The sequence below is a fragment of the Actinoplanes hulinensis genome, assembly GCF_019429605.1.
GTDB classification, from domain to species: domain Bacteria; phylum Actinomycetota; class Actinomycetes; order Mycobacteriales; family Micromonosporaceae; genus Actinoplanes; species Actinoplanes campanulatus.
In genome coordinates this window covers 163,543-178,945 of record NZ_JAHXZI010000009.1, presented here as the reverse complement: position 1 = coordinate 178,945, position 15,403 = coordinate 163,543, and the positions used below count along the sequence as shown (strand labels likewise).

At 69.8% G+C, this 15,403-nt stretch carries 20 protein-coding genes; 15 read left to right on the top strand and 5 right to left on the bottom strand.

What is annotated here, in order from left to right:
• Positions 1 to 211 precede the first annotated feature (211 nt).
• Positions 212 to 1,066 (top strand): sigma-70 family RNA polymerase sigma factor, encoded by an 855-nt coding sequence (locus KZ829_RS18680; RefSeq protein WP_220145193.1) that lies wholly within the window; start codon positions 212 to 214, stop codon positions 1,064 to 1,066.
• Between the two features lie 58 nt (positions 1,067 to 1,124).
• On the opposite strand, the gene KZ829_RS18675 is transcribed toward KZ829_RS18680, so the two are convergent.
• A complete protein-coding gene (locus tag KZ829_RS18675) occupies positions 1,125 to 1,628 on the bottom strand; it encodes a GNAT family N-acetyltransferase (RefSeq protein WP_220145192.1) in 504 nt (167 codons plus the stop codon).
• A gap of 79 nt (positions 1,629 to 1,707) precedes the next feature.
• Between KZ829_RS18675 and KZ829_RS18670 the strand changes: the two genes are divergently transcribed.
• From KZ829_RS18670 to KZ829_RS18650, 5 genes are all read left to right on the top strand, one after another.
• Positions 1,708 to 2,151: a MarR family winged helix-turn-helix transcriptional regulator gene (locus KZ829_RS18670; protein WP_220145191.1), complete on the top strand. Its 444-nt coding sequence runs from the start codon at positions 1,708 to 1,710 to the stop codon at positions 2,149 to 2,151.
• Positions 2,148 to 2,567, top strand: a complete 420-nt coding sequence (locus tag KZ829_RS18665) for an organic hydroperoxide resistance protein (RefSeq protein ID WP_220145190.1) — start codon at positions 2,148 to 2,150, stop codon at positions 2,565 to 2,567. Before KZ829_RS18670 ends, KZ829_RS18665 begins: the two co-directional genes overlap by 4 nt.
• Positions 2,568 to 2,704: 137 nt before the next feature.
• Positions 2,705 to 3,052, top strand: a complete 348-nt coding sequence (locus tag KZ829_RS18660) for a YciI family protein (protein ID WP_220145189.1) — start codon at positions 2,705 to 2,707, stop codon at positions 3,050 to 3,052.
• Positions 3,053 to 3,070: 18 nt separating this feature from the next.
• The gene (locus KZ829_RS18655; protein ID WP_220145188.1) at positions 3,071 to 4,270 is read left to right on the top strand and encodes an RNA polymerase sigma factor; all 1,200 of its coding nucleotides are present in this window, start codon (positions 3,071 to 3,073) and stop codon (positions 4,268 to 4,270) included.
• A gap of 9 nt (positions 4,271 to 4,279) precedes the next feature.
• Positions 4,280 to 4,753 (top strand): GNAT family N-acetyltransferase, encoded by a 474-nt coding sequence (locus tag KZ829_RS18650; protein ID WP_220145187.1) that lies wholly within the window; start codon positions 4,280 to 4,282, stop codon positions 4,751 to 4,753.
• Positions 4,754 to 5,308: 555 nt separating this feature from the next.
• Here KZ829_RS18650 and KZ829_RS18645 read toward each other — a convergent pair.
• The 3 genes from KZ829_RS18645 to KZ829_RS18635 all read right to left on the bottom strand — a co-directional run bounded on the left by KZ829_RS18645 (position 5,309) and on the right by KZ829_RS18635 (position 7,390).
• Positions 5,309 to 5,458, bottom strand: coding sequence for a hypothetical protein (locus KZ829_RS18645; RefSeq protein ID WP_220145186.1), 150 nt, complete (start codon positions 5,456 to 5,458; stop codon positions 5,309 to 5,311).
• Positions 5,459 to 5,470: 12 nt separating this feature from the next.
• Positions 5,471 to 6,403, bottom strand: a complete 933-nt coding sequence (locus KZ829_RS18640; protein WP_246635842.1) for a tyrosine-type recombinase/integrase — start codon at positions 6,401 to 6,403, stop codon at positions 5,471 to 5,473.
• A gap of 147 nt (positions 6,404 to 6,550) precedes the next feature.
• Positions 6,551 to 7,390 carry an ABC transporter substrate-binding protein gene (locus KZ829_RS18635; protein WP_220145184.1) on the bottom strand — a complete coding sequence of 280 codons (840 nt, stop codon included), beginning with the start codon at positions 7,388 to 7,390 and terminating at the stop codon, positions 6,551 to 6,553.
• Between the two features lie 152 nt (positions 7,391 to 7,542).
• Between KZ829_RS18635 and KZ829_RS18630 the strand changes: the two genes are divergently transcribed.
• From KZ829_RS18630 to KZ829_RS18615, 4 genes are all read left to right on the top strand, one after another.
• Positions 7,543 to 9,117 (top strand): methyl-accepting chemotaxis protein, encoded by a 1,575-nt coding sequence (locus KZ829_RS18630; RefSeq protein WP_220145183.1) that lies wholly within the window; start codon positions 7,543 to 7,545, stop codon positions 9,115 to 9,117.
• A 466-nt stretch (positions 9,118 to 9,583) separates the two neighbouring features.
• The gene (locus tag KZ829_RS18625; protein WP_220145182.1) at positions 9,584 to 10,147 is read left to right on the top strand and encodes a hypothetical protein; all 564 of its coding nucleotides are present in this window, start codon (positions 9,584 to 9,586) and stop codon (positions 10,145 to 10,147) included.
• A 264-nt stretch (positions 10,148 to 10,411) separates the two neighbouring features.
• Positions 10,412 to 10,831: a DUF6086 family protein gene (locus KZ829_RS18620; RefSeq protein WP_220145181.1), complete on the top strand. Its 420-nt coding sequence runs from the start codon at positions 10,412 to 10,414 to the stop codon at positions 10,829 to 10,831.
• A gap of 34 nt (positions 10,832 to 10,865) precedes the next feature.
• Positions 10,866 to 11,450, top strand: a complete 585-nt coding sequence (locus KZ829_RS18615) for a pyridoxamine 5'-phosphate oxidase family protein (RefSeq protein WP_220145180.1) — start codon at positions 10,866 to 10,868, stop codon at positions 11,448 to 11,450.
• A gap of 45 nt (positions 11,451 to 11,495) precedes the next feature.
• On the opposite strand, the gene KZ829_RS18610 is transcribed toward KZ829_RS18615, so the two are convergent.
• The gene (locus KZ829_RS18610) at positions 11,496 to 11,906 is read right to left on the bottom strand and encodes a hypothetical protein (RefSeq protein WP_220145179.1); all 411 of its coding nucleotides are present in this window, start codon (positions 11,904 to 11,906) and stop codon (positions 11,496 to 11,498) included.
• Between the two features lie 48 nt (positions 11,907 to 11,954).
• Here KZ829_RS18610 and KZ829_RS18605 point away from each other — a divergent pair, with 48 nt between their 5' ends.
• From KZ829_RS18605 to KZ829_RS18585, 5 genes are all read left to right on the top strand, one after another.
• On the top strand, positions 11,955 to 12,542 hold the full coding sequence (locus KZ829_RS18605; RefSeq protein ID WP_220145178.1) for a hypothetical protein: 588 nt from the start codon (positions 11,955 to 11,957) through the stop codon (positions 12,540 to 12,542).
• Complete coding sequence (locus KZ829_RS18600) at positions 12,539 to 13,117, top strand: HD domain-containing protein (protein WP_220145177.1); 579 nt, start codon at positions 12,539 to 12,541, stop codon at positions 13,115 to 13,117. Before KZ829_RS18605 ends, KZ829_RS18600 begins: the two co-directional genes overlap by 4 nt.
• A gap of 25 nt (positions 13,118 to 13,142) precedes the next feature.
• Complete coding sequence (locus tag KZ829_RS18595) at positions 13,143 to 13,883, top strand: metallophosphoesterase family protein (RefSeq protein ID WP_220145176.1); 741 nt, start codon at positions 13,143 to 13,145, stop codon at positions 13,881 to 13,883.
• Positions 13,884 to 13,897: 14 nt separating this feature from the next.
• The gene (locus KZ829_RS18590) at positions 13,898 to 14,587 is read left to right on the top strand and encodes a VOC family protein (protein WP_246635841.1); all 690 of its coding nucleotides are present in this window, start codon (positions 13,898 to 13,900) and stop codon (positions 14,585 to 14,587) included.
• An 85-nt stretch (positions 14,588 to 14,672) separates the two neighbouring features.
• Entirely contained in the window at positions 14,673 to 15,383 is a 711-nt protein-coding gene (locus KZ829_RS18585; protein WP_220145174.1) for a hypothetical protein, read from the top strand.
• Positions 15,384 to 15,403 lie beyond the last annotated feature (20 nt).

The following is a 15,403-nucleotide window of genomic DNA, read 5'->3' as shown; positions in this document are numbered from 1 at the left end:
GCCAAAATAGGGCAATGTGCACGTAAAGTGAGAGTTCCTTACAAGGCACCGCATGCCGCCGTCATCCCGCAGCGGTGTATCCCCGGCTCTCGCCGACTTGAGGAGAAAAAACCGGTGCACCCGAGCGGCAACCGAGAGTGCCCGCAGGCTGCACCCGTAGCAACGAAAAGTTCCCTCTGTCAGCCGGTCAGCCGACACAGGGGGATTCGAAATGACCGCCACCGCCCAGCCGAAATCCGTTACCCGCGACCAGGAACAGCTCATCCGCGACAACATGGCGCTGGTCGGTCACATGGTCCGCGAGATGCTTTTCAAGGTGCCGCCGCACGTGCACCGCGACGATCTCGCCTCAGCCGGTTACGCCGCGCTGGTCACCGCCGCCCAGGCGTACGACGCCGAGCGCGGCATCCCGTTCGGCCGGTTCGCCGCGGTCCGGGTCCGTGGCGCCCTGCTCGACGAGCTGCGCAGCATGGACTGGGCCAGCCGGTCGGTACGGGCCCGGGCCCGCCGCGCCGACGTGGCCCGCGAGGAGCTGACCCGGCAGCTGGGCCGTACCCCGACGCCGGAGGAGCTGGCCGAGCTGCTCGGTGTCGCGGTCGGCGAGCTGTCCAGCGTCGACGACGACGTGCAGCGTGCCGCCGTGCTGTCGTTGCAGGGTTTCACCGCGGGCGCGGACGACATGGTCACCGAGACCGCGATGAACCCGGAGGAGCTGCTGCTGCACCGGGAGCGGCTGGGCTACCTGCACGACGCGGTCGCGGTCCTGCCGGAGCGGCTGCGGCGTGTGGTGGAGGCGACGTTCCTGCAGGAGCGGCCGCTGTCGGAGGTCGCCGTCTCGCTGGGGGTGACCGAGTCGCGGGTGTCGCAGCTGCGCACCGAGGCGCTGGCGCTGCTGCGCGACGGCCTGTCCCGGCACATGGAGCAGACCGGCGCCCCGGCCGGTAGGGACGGCTGCGCGGCCCGCCGCCGGGCCGGCTACGTCGCGCAGATCGCCGCACGCAGCACGATGAGCAGCCGGCTGTCGGCCACCGACGTGCACGGGCAGCGCCTGGCCGCCGCCGCGTGAGCAGGGTCCACCCGCCGGGGCCGCCGCACTGATCAGGTGCGGCGGCCCCGGCGGCGTTTCAGGCCGCCGCGCGCAGCCAGACGTCTTCGAGACCGTCCTCCGGGTCCCACTGCTCACCGACCTTGCGGAAGCCGAATCCGGCGATCACCGCCCGGGAGCCGACGTTGTCCGGCCGGATGCTGGCCCGGACCGCGGTGACCCGCGGGTCCTCGTCGGCGCGGGCCAGCAGCGCGGCGAGCATGGCCCTGGCGTGCCCGCGCCGGCGGTGGGCCGGATCGACCGAGTACGCGACCTCGACCACTCCCTCGCCGTCGGGTGGCCCGTGGAACCCGCCGTGCCCGACGACGATCCCCTCGGGTTCGGCGACGGCGGCGCGGGCGATCCACTCGGCGGCCTCCGGGTCACGGCCGATGTCGTCGAGACGTATCTCCCAGAGCCAGCTCTCCTCGACGAGGTAGGGGCTCAGCGGGTGACCGGCCGCCGTGCTGGCGGCGTCGAGGTCTCCGGCCACCAGTGCGGTCAGCACGGTGGGGGAGAGCTTGAGGAAGCGGATGGACGACATGGCCGCATGATCACACACGGTGGTGACCGGCGGCACCATTCAGTTGTGCACAACTAAGTTGGGCACTACTGTTCCTGGCATGCGTGAGAGCACCGCCCTGGACCAGATGATCTGCTTCCAGCTCTACGCGGCCAGCCGCGCCATGACCTCCCTCTACCGCCCCTACCTCGACCCACACGGCCTCACCTACCCCCAATACCTCGTCCTGCGCGTGCTCTGGCACGACGGCCCCACCACCGTGCGTGACCTCGGCCGCACCCTGCGCCTGGACAGCGGCACCCTCTCGCCACTGCTCAAACGCCTCGAAACCCAGGGCCACATCCGCCGCGAACGCGGCACCCACGACGAACGCACCGTCGTCATCCACCCCACCGACACCGGCCTCGCCCTCCAAGAAGCCGTCGGCGACCTCACCCGGCAACTCGTCTGCGCCACCGGGCTCACCCTCGACGAGCTCACCCAACTGCACCACCTGCTCAGCCGCGCCCGCGGCCGGGCCACCCCTCCGAAAGGCGAACAATGACCGCCCTCTACACCGCCTCCGCCACCGCGACCGGCGACGGCCGCAGCGGCCACGTCCGCTCCAGCGACGGCGTCCTCGACCTCGAACTCGCCATCCCGAAGGACCTCGGCGGCCCCGGCGGCCAGCTCACCAACCCCGAGCAGCTCTTCGCCGCCGGCTACGCCGCCTGCTTCCACAGCGCCCTCAAGCGCGTCGCCGCCACCCAGAAGGTCACCCTCACCGACACCGCCATCACCGTCGACGTCGGCATCGGCCCCCTGCCCACCGGCGGCTTCGGCCTCACCGTCGCCATCGAAGCCGAACTGCCCGGCCTCGACGAGCCCACCGCCAAGGCCGTCCTCGACGCCGCCCACCAGCTCTGCCCCTACTCCAACGCCACCCGCGGCAACGTCGACGTCCAGATCACCCTGGCCTGACCGCCGTCACAATTGCCGGGCCGCGCGACCGCGCGGCCCGGCAATTTCTTTTCGAAGAATCCCGGCCCCGATGTCGTATCCGGCCCGGCCCGTTCGTGTAGACCACGAAAGAGGCCCACACGACGAGGAGCCACACCATGCGCCAGTACCTGCTCGCCATGTACCAGCCCGTCGGCGACCCGCCCCCACCCGAAGCCCTCGAACCGATCATGAAAGAACTCGCCGACCTCACCGACGAGATGAAAGCCACCGGCGCCTGGCTCTACACCACCGCACTGCACCCCACCGCCACCGCCACCGTCGTCCGCGACAACAACGGCGAACCCCTGCTCACCGACGGCCCCTACGCCGAAGGCAGGGAACACCTCGGCGGCTTCACCGCCATCAACGCCCCCGACCTCGACGCCGCCCTCACCTGGGCCGCCCGCATGGCCCGCATCACCAGCCTGCCCATCGAGGTCCGCCCCATCGCCTTCACCGGCTGAATCCCGGCGGACACGGCCATGACCGACACCCTCGAAACAATCTTCAAAGCCGAGTACGGCCGGGCCGTGTCCGTCCTCATCGGCACCTTCGGCGACATCGACCTCGCCGAAGACGCCGTCCAGGACGCCTTCACCACCGCCCTGCACACCTGGCCCCGCCACGGCATCCCACCCAGCCCCGCCGGCTGGATCATCACCACCGCCCGCCACCACGCCATCGACCGGCTACGCCGCGACACCACCCGCCACCACAAACACACCCAGGCCCACGAACGCCGGCCCACCGAACCCGACCACGGGGGAGCGGTACCCGACGACCGGCTCCGGCTCATCTTCACCTGCTGCCACCCGGCCCTCGCCCCGGCCGCCCGCACCGCCCTCACCCTGCGACTGCTCGGCGGCCTCACCACACCCGAGATCGCCCACGCCTTCCTCGTCCCGGAAACCACCATGGCCCAGCGCCTCACCCGCGCCAAAGCCAAGATCCGCGACGCCGGCATCCCCTACCGCGTCCCCGAAGACGCCGACCTGCCCGCGCGCCTTCCCGCCGTACTCCTCGCCCTGTATTTGATCTTCAACGAGGAACGCACCGCGACCGAAGCGACCCGCCTGACCCGCGTCCTCGCCGACCTCATGCCCGACGAACCCGAGGTCACCGGCCTGCTCGCCCTCATGCTGCTCACCGAGGCCCGCCGCCCCGCCCGCACCACCACCGACGGCGACCTCATCCTGCTGGCCGACCAGGACCGCACCCGCTGGAATCCCGCCATGATCGACGAAGGGCACCGGCTCGTGCGCACCTGCCTACGCCGCGACCGGCCCGGCCCCTACCAACTCCAGGCCGCCATCAACGCCGTCCACACCAGCGGCACCCCCACCGACTGGCAACAGATCCTCACCCTCTACGACCACCTCCACACCCTCACCCCCACACCAGTCGTCGCCATCCACCGCGCCATCGCCGTCGCCGAAGTCCACGGACCACAAGCCGGCCTCGACGCCCTCCCCGAACTCGACCGCTACCACGTCCACCACGCCACCCGCGCCCACCTGCTGCGCCAGCTCGGCCACCACACCGAAGCCGCCACCGCCTACCGGCGCGCCGCCGAACTCACCACCGACCCCGCCCAGCGCCGCCACCTCACCCGACAGGCCGCCGATCTCGAGCGCCGGAGACACCACACCCTCTCGATGCCGTCACCGAACCGCCACGATTGACTAACCTCCATGCCCTCGCTCATCCCGCCGGCCACCGGCATGCACACAGCCTTCCTCGACTGCCGCCACGACTGGGGACCCGGCCTGCACGAAGACGGCTTCGGCATCACCGCCACCGACGACGTCGACACCCCCGACGGCTTCACCACCTGGATCAACCGCATCACCGCCGACGACCACCCGGCCACCCCACGCTGGATCACCGAAGACGGCCACCTCCTCGGCGCCATCACCCTGCAACACCACCTCAACCCCAAGACCGGACACATCGGGTACGGCGTACGCCCGGCCGCCCGCGGCCGCGGACTCGCCACCTGGGCCCTCGCCGAAACCCTCACCCTCGCCGGCACCCTCGGCCTCGACCGTGTCCTGCTGCTCTGCCTCACCGCGAACACCACCTCAGCCCGCACCATCGAACGCAATGGCGGCACCCTCACCACCGACGACGGCCACCTCCGCCACTACTGGATCACCCTGAGCTGACCCGACCCGTGGCCTGTCCGCTTCCGGCGCCTGTGCACCGTGGCCGCTCTTGTCCGGCTGGTCGTCAGCGCTGTCTCGAGCGCTCCGAGACAGCACCCACGACCAGCCGGTTCCCGAACTGCATGAGCGCGAACCCGGCCGCGGCGGGTGGCTGTCACACACGAGAGGCCGTGCGTGCGCGACGGCCAACGTCATATCCGAGGTCGGGGATCACGGCACGGCCATCGTGTGCACGTGCCCGCCCAGCACTGACGGTCACGCGGCCGGCAGGAGATCCGTGGGCGGCGGCACACGCCGGTGTGACGTGCGGCCGGGCCTGCCCGGCCACCGATCTCAGCCCGGCGGGCGCGGCACAGGACGCAGTGCCGGCCGGCTCGCGCGGCAGGGCGGAACGGCCCTGAAAAGAACGGGACCGCGTCACGCGTACCGAAAGAAGAAGCGGAAGCGAAACGCGAACCTCGCCCACCGGCGCTCGTCCCGGGCCGGCAGCGGGGGAGAGCGGCATGCAGCGCCGCCTCGATACCGAAACGGGGCACGGCCTAGGCCGTGCCCCGTTCAGTCGTCTTCCTCGTCACCGTCGTCGTCATCGTCGTCGTCCTGGTCACCACCGGGGCAACCCGTCAACGTCAGCAACGTCGCCGCGCCACCGGCCACCAACAGCACCCGCCCGAACAGAGACCGCCGACTGAAGCTCACCTCGTCCATGCCCGGATTCTGTCACACCAACTCGCCCAGCACCCGATTCGTCCGGTTCGCTGCCACCGCCGCACGCTGCTGCTGCGCCGTCACCTCGATGTACGACTGCGACGTCGCCAACGACGCGTGCCCCAGCAACCGCATGATCTCCGACGCGTTCGCCCCGTCCTCCGCCAACCGCGTCGCGAACGTATGCCGCAGAGCGTGCAACTGCGCACCCCGCGGCACCCGGTCACCGATGCCGGCCCGCTGGTAACACGACCGGACCAGATACTGCAGCCCACCGCGCCGCAACGGCTCACCACGCCGGTCCACCAGCAGGGGCGCGGTCGCACCCACCCGACCGAACCGCACCCGCCGGCTGTCCAGATAACGCCGCACCGCCGAACTCAGGCCATCCTCGATCGGCACCGTCCGCGGCCGCCCACCCTTGCCGGCCACCTCCACCCGCCGCTCGCCGTCACGACCCGCCACCGAGCCGACCCGCAAAGCCAGCATCTCCGACAGCCGCAGACCAGCACACAACGCCAGGGCCAGCACCGCCACATCCCGCTCCGGCCACGGATCCCGCTGCCGCTCATCCGGACGGCTCACCGCCCGCAACAGCACCTCCGGCGTGTCCTCACCACGCAACGACTTGGGGGAGAGGGCCACCGGCCGTGGCTTGTCCACCGCCGACATCGGATTTCCCGCCACCAGACCCTCGGTCACCAGGAACGTGAAGAACGCATTCCACGACGACCAGGCCCGCGACACCGAGGCGGCGGCACGATCCGCGGCGAACCGCGCGAAAGCCGCACGCAGCACGCGAGGGGAGAGGTCACTCACCGTGATGGGGGCGGGCTCGGTCAGCCGCAACACCAGATGAAGATCACGACGGTACGCCGCGAGCGTGTGCACCGAGGGCTTCCGCGCGGCACGGGCGGCCAGAAAATCGTCGATCAACTCCACCATGGACAAATGCTGCATAAGACACATTATGCAGCATTTACCCAGATTTACCAGGACAGGCAACCCCACCAGGGGACACCCTGTCCTTCACACCCGAACGGCCCGCCACCGGGCAAACCACGGTGACGGGCCGTCGACGAACACGAGATGTCACGCGCCGCCGTTGATGGCGCCGGTCTTGAGACTGCCCTCGGTGATGTTCCACTTCTTCAACAGCCCGTCATACGTGCCGTCACGGAACAGCTGGAACAACACCGTCTGAATCGCGGTCCGCAGCCCGGAACGCTCCTTCGCGACGGCGATACCGTACGGCGCGGCCTCGATCTGCTCACCGGCGACCTTCAGCTTCGGATTCTTGTCGGCCGCCACCACCGCGATCGGATAGTCGTGCAGATACGCGTCCGCCTTGCCCGCGAGCACCGCGATCTTTCCGTCCGGCACGATCACGATCCGCATCGACCGCCCGCCGGGACACCGCTCGGCCTGACTCTCGGCCAGATCCTGATAGATCGATTCCGCCTGCACCGCCACCGCGTGCCCACACAGGTCATCCAGCGTCTCGACACCGGAGAGGTCAGCCCGGACCACGATCGACGACCCGACATTGAGGTAGTCGACGAAGTCCACCTCCTCCTGCCGCTTGGCGGTGTCGGTCATCGACGACATCACCACGTCGGCCTTGCCACTGATGACCGCCGGGCGCAGGTCCTCCCAGGCCGTCTGCACGAACTCCAGCGACAGCCCGAGCCGGTCGGCCACCGCCGCGGCCAGATCCACCTCGAATCCCTTCTGCTCGCCGCCCTCGATGTACTCCATCGGCTCGAACATCAGGTCGGAGGCGACGGTCAGCTTGCCAGCGGCCCGGACGTCCTCGGGCACCAGCGCACGAGCGGCGGCAAGGGGATCCTCGGCCCGGCGCTCATCCGGCGCGCCGCATCCGGCCAACGCGAGGACGACGGCGAGGCCGGTCAGACTGGCAAGTTTTCGCATGGGCGGCTCCCGGTTGAGCGGACGGACGCCGGAAACTCCGGTCGGCCCTCTCTATCGCCACAACAGCCCGTGACCTGAGTCTCCCGAGAGCCTCAAGCCGCCGACGTCCGCGCCGATGTCCCCAGCGTCGGTTCGTCTCGAAGGGCATGTGCATGCGCTTGAAACTGCGTCACCAGGTCTTGGCACTGGCCGTGGCCGGATTCGTACTCGTGCTCGCCGCCGGCGGCATCGGGTATCTCGGCATGTCGCAGCTCATCGACAGTAACGCGGCGGTGCGCGACGCCGCGGCGGCGCAGCGTGCCGCTCAGCGGGCCGACGCCGCGCGGACGGCGTTCCGGGCCGACGTGATGGCCGCCCTGATCACCAACAGCAGCACCGAGCGGCAGGAGGTGCTGGACCGGCTGGCCGTCCATGTGGGCAGCCTGCGTGACGGGCTGGCCGCGACGCGGCAGCACCTGCCGGAGGTGGCCGGCCAGATCGACGCGATGGACGAGACCGTCGACACGTTCGTGGCGCAGGGCCAGCGGCTCGTGACGCTGGCCAGCCGTACCTATTCCGACCCGAAGCGGGCCGCGGCGGCCGCGGCGCGGCCGGCGTTCGAGAAGACCTACCAGCGGTTCGACCAGTCGCTGCCGGAGCTGGAGGCGACCATCGCGCGGTACGCCGACGACGCGACCGACTCGTCCGGCGCGACGGCGAGCCGGGCCAAGGCGCTCACTCTGGGTACCGCGGTGGTGGCCGCGCTGGCTCTCGGCGGTATCGCGGTGCTGCTGGTGCGCCGGATGTCGCGGCGCATCGACGCGACGGTGCGGGCGGGGCAGGCGCTGGCGGCCAAGGACCTGACCACGCGGGTGGTGGTCGACGGCAGCGATGAGCTGGCCGATCTGTCACGCAGCCTGGACGCGGTGGTGGAGACGATGCGGGGTGCGGTCAGTGAGATCACGGACAATGCGAGCGCGTTGTCGGCGGCGTCGACCGAGTTGACGGCGACGAGTGAGCAGTTGTCCGAGGGTGCGCAGGTGGCGTCCGAGCAGGCGCAGCGGGCTTCGGGCAATGTGGCGGAGGTCAGTGGCAGCGTTCATTCGGCGACTCGGGCGACCGAGGGGCTTCGGGTGGTCATCGGTGACATCTCGAACGCGGTGACCGAGGCGACCACGGTGGCGCGGGAGGCGGTGTCGCTGGCTGCGGAGACGAGTCAGACGATGACGCGGTTGCAGGAGTCGAGCGCGGAGGTGGCGGCGGTTCTGAGCGTGATCAACTCGATTGCGGGGCAGACGAACCTGTTGGCTTTGAACGCGACGATCGAGGCGGCGCGGGCGGGTGAGCAGGGTAAGGGTTTCGCTGTGGTGGCCGGTGAGGTCAAGGAGCTGTCGCGGGAGACGTCGGATGCCACGGAGGACATCGACGCGAAGATGATGGCGATGCAGGCGGACACGGCGAGTGCGATCGAGGCGATTTCGCGGATCACGGCGGTGATCGCCCGGATCGATGAGATTCAGGTGTCGATCAATCAGGCGGTGGATGCGCAGACGACGGCGTCGGAGGCGATCAGCAGCAGTGTGGCGGTGGCGGCTCAGTCGTCGGGTGATATTTCGCGTTCGATGTCGGATGTGACGGCGGCGACCGATACGACTCATGAGGGTGCGTCGAACACCGCTATGGCGGCCAATGAGTTGTCGCGTCTTGCGGAGCGTCTGTACTCGTTGACTACCGAGTTCAAGAGTTAGGTGGTGGTGGGGCGCCGCTGGTCTTCCGGCGGCGCCCCTTGTGCGGCCCGATCAAGCTTGGTTGACATAATATCGATTATCGACCTGAGAAATTGAGCCCGGGAGACGGCCTGTCCGAGCCGAAAGCGCCCGCCGGCCTCTCCGGCGCGAGAATCACCCGGCGGCTACTCGGGCATGCGTCGAAGTCGTATCGCTCATGGCTCAGAGACGTGACTCCCTGTCCGCTCCCCGCAGCGTCGTCGCGCGTGAGAGCCACCGCCCGCGACGGTCGCCGACTGGCCGTCGGATGCGACGCCGGCGCGGCGTTCGCTGGCCGGTAGCCGTAGCCAGTGGCCGGGCGCGGCGGATGGATTTCGCCGCTCGTCGTACAGATGTCCTACTCCCCTGCCTGGCGCACCGAGCAGCCGGAGGCGGCCTTCCACGCCGCCCCGGCGGTGCATGATCAGAGGCCATGAGGAGAGACGGCGTGGAGAGCCGGGTACGAACCGCCCTGCGTAATCTGATCGTGGACGAATACTCGCTGTTCGTGCCCCACCACGGCAAACGGCCGGTGTCCGAGTTGACGGCGTCCGCCCATCTCGCTCGCCTGCTCGTTCCGCAGTTCTCCCGGTCATGGGACATCGACTGCGAGTACAACCGGGCCGGACTCAAAGAGATCAAGAGGGATTCCGCACGCGCCAGGCGACGCCCCGATGTGATCATCCACCGCCGGACCGGTGAAGATTCTCGGCACAACCTCCTCATCCTGGAGCTGAAGATCACCTCCGGGCGGGGCGGCGGCAGCGAGAAGAGCGTTCAGGATCTCCTGACCAAGTTCGGCTACCGGCACGGCCTGTTCCTGCACCTCAACTGGCAGGAGGCGAAAGAGGAGCACGAACCGCTGCTGAATCCCGAATGGCGTTGGTTCGGCGAGTCCGCCGACAGCAGCCGCCAGCCCGTCTACCAGCACGCAACGCTGGCGGCGATCCTCGCGGAGGCCCGCCTGAACTGGGCGGAGAGGCGGCGCTTCCTGGACGTGCCGAATGGATAGCGACTGCAGGTTTGGACCGCTATCGCTTCGCTGATCCGTCCGGGTTCGGTCCGGTGGCGACGTACTGGGCGAGGATCTCCGGGGCTTTCGCGTGCTGTTGCCGGCCGGCGAGGATTCGTGCCTGTTCTCGTGCGCAGAACCACTCCCCCTCGCGTTCCACCTCTTCGGTGTGGCGGCTTCGAGGGCCGGAAGAGTGGGTCGTTGGTGTCGGTGTGCACCGGCGCAGGTTGGCGGTGGGCGGCATCCATTTGTGATCATGAGTGGGTGAGTCAGTACTTCAAGGTTGATGATCTGACGTTGTGGAATCCGTCCAACCGGGTGGCGCAGTTGTTCTACCGGTCGTGTGCGGCGGTGGCTCCGGTGGTGGGGTTGCCGCCGGGTGTGGTGGACAACTGCCGGGACGAGTACGAGGTCGACCTGGACGTGTTCGTGCCGTTCGTGGATGCGCTGGTGCGGGAGTACCGGGCGTCGAGTCATGCGGTGCTGCGGTCGCTGTTGGAGGGTTTCCTGCCGGCGGCGATGGTGCTGGTGCGGCGGGCGGGTGGTGAGTTGCCGTCGCTGTCGGGGCAGGTCGGCACGAGTCGGCGGGATGTTTCGGTGGGTGTCGGCGGGATCGCGCCATCAGGTGACGGTGAACGGCTGATGGCGCTGGCGCGGGAGTTGGCCGGGGCGATGCCGGTGTGACGACGGTCGCGGCTGCTCGTGTGAGGATGCTCGGATGGGTAAGGAATACGAGCGGATCTCGGGCCGGTTGCGGGAGTTCATCGAGGAGCAGCCGGTGTTCTTCACGGCGACGGCGCCGCTGTCCGGTGACGGGAAGGTGAATCTGTCGCCGAAGGGGTTGCGTGGTTCGTTCGCGGTTCTTGACGAGTCGACGGTGGCGTACCTGGATTTCGCCGGCAGTAACGCGGAGACGATCGCGCATCTGCGGGAGAACGGCCGGATCACGTTGATGTGGTGTGCGTTTGCCGGGCCGCCGAACATCGTGCGGGTGCACGGGCGTGGTGAGCCGGTGTTCCGGGATGATCCGCGGTGGCCGGATCTGCTCGCCCACTTCCCCACTGTCGACTATTCGCGGCACGGGTTGCGGGCGATCGTCGTGGTGCGGGCGGAGCTGATCCGGGACACGTGTGGGTATGCGGTGCCGTTCATGACGTACGACGAGGATCGGGATCTGCACGCCAAGCGGTTCGCGCGGGAGGACGACGCGTCGTTGGGTGCCTACTTCGCGAAGAAGGAGTATGTCGCGGTGAGCATGGACGGGCTGCCGGGCCTGCCGCTCCCCCTGCCGCCGGTGCCCTGAGGTCTTTCCGGTGGATCGACCGGCGGTCGGTCCACCGGGTGGGCCTCAGAGTTCGCGGTCGCGGTGCCACCACCAGCGGGCCGGGTCTTCTCCGCCGTGCAGCGGCAGGGGTGTGGTGCGGCGGTAGTAGTCGTCGTCGAAGGGTTTCAGCAGGCGTGCGAGTTCCCGGCGGGGCGCCGGTGGGAGTAGGTCGATCACGTCCTGGAGGGTGTCGCGGCCGTCTTCGGGTTCGATGCCCGGGCTGTGGACCGGGTCGCCGTCGAGCCAGCGGCCGGGTCGCCGCAGCAGCCAGGTGTACATGGCCAGGGCTTTCGCGGTGGCGCCGGGCCAGAGGTGGACGTCTTCGACGTACCGGATGGCGGCGTTGGCCCGCTGGGACAGGCCGTTGATGTCGGTGCGCGGGCTGCCGGGCGTGGTGCGGGGGCGGCGGATGTCGTGCGGGCGCCTACGCGGCATGGCCCTTTCGGTTGTCGAGCATGACCGGCATCCTGCCACAATCGCCGGATGTTGTGGAACGTGGCGGCTTTCGATCTGGTCGGTGGTCCCGGTGACGAGGTGGCGGTGGGGCCGTTTCCGGCGGCGGTACGGGAGTGGTTCCGGTTCGGCGGTGACGAGCGGATGGCGGCGGTCTGCCGGGACAATCGGGTGACCCGGCTGGCCGGTCTGCGGGTTGCCGGGACGTCGCTGGTGCTGGAGTCGGATGGTCAGGGCTGCGGCGATTGGACGGTCGATCCGGGCGCGGGCGACGACGATCCGCCGGTGTCGTTCGGCGGGTCGCGCTATGCGGATCATTTTTCGGAGTACGTGTACGCGCGGCTGTGGGAGACGTTGCTGTGGCGGGAGCGCGACACGCTGACCGAGTTCGATCACGGCCTGCCGGAGGGGGCGATCGCCGGGCTGGGTGGCTGGTTGCGGCCGTTGCCGACGACGTACGGGTGGGCGCTGAACCAGGGGTGTGACGCCACGTACCGGTTCGGCGGTGACGCGCGGGTCGCGGTGGCGGTGTCCGGCGGTGTCGCGGTGTGGAGTGTGGTCGCCGCGGAGTCGCCCGAGGTGCGGGAGCATTTCGCCCGGTTGGTCGGCGCGTTGTGACGCCGCTGGAGCGGGCGGTGCGCGGCGCGTCCGTACCGTTGCCGGAGTTGCCGCCGGAGGCGGTGCGGTTGCTGGTCGCCCTGGGTGCTCCGGCCCGGCTGGGTGCGCATCTTCGGGCGGTGTACGCGGTGGCGCGCGACCTGACGGGCTGGCTGGAGGCGGCGTATCCGGCGGTGGTGTTCGACCGGGAGGCGGTGCTGTTCGGGGCGGCCACCCATGACATCGGCAAGGTGCTGCATCGTGCGGAGCTGTCGGTGCCGGGGACGCGGCATGAGCCGGCCGGTGAACGGCTGCTGCTGGAGCGTGGCGTGCCGCCGCGGCTGGCCAGGTTCGCCGGCACCCACGGATCGTGGCATGACCCGCGGGCCGGTGTGGACGACCGCCTGGTGAGCCTGGCCGACAAGATCTGGAAGGGTCACCGGGTCGAGGACCTGGAACAGTTGGTGGTGGAGCGGATCGCGGACGTGGCGGGGATCGCGGTGTGGGAGGCGTTCGTGTCGCTCGACGATCGGTTGCAGGAGCTGGCGGCGGGGGCGGACGATCGGCTCGCGTTTCAGAACGCGTTTCCGGTCTGAGTGGTGGATCTTGGAGGATGGCCGGATGCGAATAGCGGTGATCTCCGACGTGCATGGGAATCTGCCGGCGCTGGAGGCGGTGCTGGCGGCGATCGAGGACGACGGCGTCGATCTGACGGTCAATCTGGGTGACCTGCTGTCCGGCTATGTGGATCCGGTGGGCACGGCGGACCGGCTGATCGGCCTGGGCCTGCCGACCGTGGCCGGCAATCACGAGCGGCAGTTGCTGACCTTCGGGCCGGAGCGGATCGGGATGGCCGACCGGGTCACCAAAGGGGTGCTCTCCGAGCGGCATTGGGCGTGGTTGCGGTCGCTGCCTGCGGTGCGGTCCCCGATACCCGGCGTTCTGGCGTTTCACGGTACGCCGGACGACGATCTGCAGTATCTGATGCACACGGTCGAGGCGTCGGGGGCGCGCGAGGCGACGGCCGGTGAGGTGCTGGCGCGGCTCGGGGACGTGTCCGGGTATTCGCTGCTGCTGTGTGGGCACACGCATCTGGTCGGGTCGATGCGGTTGCCCGGTGGGGCGCTGCTGGTGAACCCGGGCAGTGTGGGCTGGCCGGCCTATGCCGATGACGAGCCGTACCCGCACCGGATGGAGGCGGGGTCGCCGCACGCCCGCTATGCGGTGGTCGACGACGTGTCCGGGCGGTGGGAGGTGTCGTTCGCGGCGGTGGAGTATCCGTGGGAGCGGGCCGCCGTGGCGGCGGAGGGTTTCGGGCGCCCGGATGTGGCGGCGGCGATGCGGACGGGGCGGGTGGCGTGATGGCGGTGCGGTGGATGACCGGGTTCCTGGACGCCCCGGACCGGGCGGCGGTGCCGTTCTGGCAGGCGGTGACCGGTTACGGTCTGTCGGACTGGCGGGAGGACGGCACGTTCGCGACGCTGCTGCCCGCTGCCGGGGACGCGTTTCTGCGGGTGCAGGTGGTCGGGGACGGTCCGGCGCGGGTGCATCTGGATCTGCATGTCGACGATCTGCCGGCCGCGTCGTACGGGGCGGCCGCTCTCGGGGCGAAGCTGGTCGAGATCGCGGAGGGGCTGACGGTGCTGCGCTCCCCCGCCGGGCTGCTGTTCTGTCTCGTGGAGTGGTCCGGGGAAAGCGTGCGGCCGGGCGGGCGGCACAGCCTGGTGGATCAGGTGTGCCTGGATCTGCCGGAGGCGGTGCATGACCGGGAGGTGGAATTCTGGGCTGCGCTGACCGGATGGGAGCGCGGGTTCTCGGATCTGCCGGAGTTCTCCTACCTGGTGCGGCCGGCCGGGATGCCGTTGCGGTTGCTGGTGCAGCGCACTGGTGGCACGGTCGCCGGCATGCATCTGGATCTGGCCTGTGACGACGTGGATGCCGAGGTGGCGCGGCATGCCGGGCTGGGTGCGCGGGTGGTGCGGCGGGTGCCGGGTGACTGGACGACGCTTGAGGACCCGGCCGGGCGGGAGTACTGCGTGACCGGTCGCCCCCCGTTCCGCACTTGATCACTTCGGTGTGGTGCGCTGTTGTTGTCGGTGGGTGCTGGTAGAAAGAAGCCGCTCTCATACAGGCGTACGAAGGTGGTTGGTGATGACGGCGGCAAGTGTGGAGGCCGGTGGGCTGAGCGCGGAACAGCTGGAGCAGTTCCGGGAGGCTCTGGCGGCCGGGCGTAAGCCGCGGGTGCAGTTCACCGAGGCGGCGGGGCAGATCTCCGGTCAGATCGGGCAGGTCGTGGCGCTGGAGGATCCGGCGGTCTCCGACGAGTGGGTGGTGGTCCGGTTCGGGCGTGACGAGTTGCCCTTCTCCCCCACCGATCTGCGGGTGGCGCCGAAGGGGGTGCCGGCGAAGAAGGTGGCCCCGGCGCCGGAGCCACCGGCCGAGCCGGTGCTGTCCGGGCCCGAGTTCCTGATCGACAAGCCGCTGCCGCCGAAACCGCCGGTCCAGCGTAAGAGTGAGGAAGCTGTTGAGGTGAGGGAGAGCAACGAGCCGGCGGCGCCGCGTAAGGTGGCCCGCCCGGCGAAGGTCAAGCCGTCGCCCGGTTTGACGGTGACGCTGGCCTACGGTGAGGGCGAGTGGACGGTCGCCGCCAACCAGGGCGCGAAGGCGCTGGCCCGCCCCTATGTGATCAAGCCGGCCGAGGCGCTGAGGATGGTGTCGCTGATCGACGTGCCCGGGGTGCAGGAGGCGGTCGAGCAGATCCTGTCCGCCGAGCGGGCGGAGGCGCAGCAGCAGGCCGAGCGGTTGCGGGCCGAGCTGGCCGAGGTCGAGGCCCGGCTGGCGGAGCTGGGCGAGGCCGGCTGACCGGTGGGCCGCGGCCTGGG

Coding starts and splice junctions, on each gene's coding strand:
- KZ829_RS18670 (WP_220145191.1), top strand. CDS start 1,708: ATGCGTGAGAGCACCGCCCTGGACCAGATGATCTGCTTCCAGCTCTAC.
- KZ829_RS18655 (WP_220145188.1), top strand. CDS start 3,071: ATGACCGACACCCTCGAAACAATCTTCAAAGCCGAGTACGGCCGGGCC.
- KZ829_RS18680 (WP_220145193.1), top strand. CDS start 212: ATGACCGCCACCGCCCAGCCGAAATCCGTTACCCGCGACCAGGAACAG.
- KZ829_RS18660 (WP_220145189.1), top strand. CDS start 2,705: ATGCGCCAGTACCTGCTCGCCATGTACCAGCCCGTCGGCGACCCGCCC.
- KZ829_RS18615 (WP_220145180.1), top strand. CDS start 10,866: ATGGGTAAGGAATACGAGCGGATCTCGGGCCGGTTGCGGGAGTTCATC.
- KZ829_RS18595 (WP_220145176.1), top strand. CDS start 13,143: ATGCGAATAGCGGTGATCTCCGACGTGCATGGGAATCTGCCGGCGCTG.
- KZ829_RS18675 (WP_220145192.1), bottom strand. CDS start 1,628: ATGTCGTCCATCCGCTTCCTCAAGCTCTCCCCCACCGTGCTGACCGCA.
- KZ829_RS18605 (WP_220145178.1), top strand. CDS start 11,955: ATGTTGTGGAACGTGGCGGCTTTCGATCTGGTCGGTGGTCCCGGTGAC.
- KZ829_RS18585 (WP_220145174.1), top strand. CDS start 14,673: ATGACGGCGGCAAGTGTGGAGGCCGGTGGGCTGAGCGCGGAACAGCTG.
- KZ829_RS18665 (WP_220145190.1), top strand. CDS start 2,148: ATGACCGCCCTCTACACCGCCTCCGCCACCGCGACCGGCGACGGCCGC.
- KZ829_RS18610 (WP_220145179.1), bottom strand. CDS start 11,906: ATGCCGCGTAGGCGCCCGCACGACATCCGCCGCCCCCGCACCACGCCC.
- KZ829_RS18650 (WP_220145187.1), top strand. CDS start 4,280: ATGCCCTCGCTCATCCCGCCGGCCACCGGCATGCACACAGCCTTCCTC.
- KZ829_RS18630 (WP_220145183.1), top strand. CDS start 7,543: ATGCGCTTGAAACTGCGTCACCAGGTCTTGGCACTGGCCGTGGCCGGA.
- KZ829_RS18640 (WP_246635842.1), bottom strand. CDS start 6,403: ATGGTGGAGTTGATCGACGATTTTCTGGCCGCCCGTGCCGCGCGGAAG.
- KZ829_RS18635 (WP_220145184.1), bottom strand. CDS start 7,390: ATGCGAAAACTTGCCAGTCTGACCGGCCTCGCCGTCGTCCTCGCGTTG.
- KZ829_RS18645 (WP_220145186.1), bottom strand. CDS start 5,458: ATGGACGAGGTGAGCTTCAGTCGGCGGTCTCTGTTCGGGCGGGTGCTG.
- KZ829_RS18590 (WP_246635841.1), top strand. CDS start 13,898: ATGACCGGGTTCCTGGACGCCCCGGACCGGGCGGCGGTGCCGTTCTGG.